The sequence below is a fragment of the Mesorhizobium sp. M1A.T.Ca.IN.004.03.1.1 genome, assembly GCF_003997555.1.
Taxonomy (GTDB): Bacteria; Pseudomonadota; Alphaproteobacteria; order Rhizobiales; family Rhizobiaceae; genus Mesorhizobium.
This window is the reverse complement of record NZ_RZTV01000593.1, coordinates 1-257: the sequence shown is the minus strand read 5'-3', so window position 1 is coordinate 257 and position 257 is coordinate 1. Positions and strand designations below refer to the sequence as shown.

The window sequence follows — 257 nt, the reverse complement described above, 5'->3', positions numbered from 1 at the left end:
GTCGGGTGGAGGTGACCGACCTCCGCCCAATGGCTGTAGGGGTAGCCGCTCTGTTGCGTGCGCTGGTCGAGATTGTCTTCCGGACAGAAAAAACACGGCATGACGGCGTAGCCGCCGTTCTCAGTCTTCCAAGCCGCCACGACGGCGGTCAAGTCGCTGGTCGACGGTACCAGATGGCTTTCGGCAGCGATCTCCGTCTCTTCGGGCTTGCGTCGGCCGCATCGGTTCTCATGGGGCTGGTGCTTCTGGTTCTCACC

Annotated in this window: 1 pseudogene; it reads right to left on the bottom strand. The window is 62.6% G+C overall.

The window, feature by feature from the left end:
• Positions 1–257, bottom strand: a pseudogene (locus EOD29_RS36705) (hypothetical protein); the annotation flags it as partial.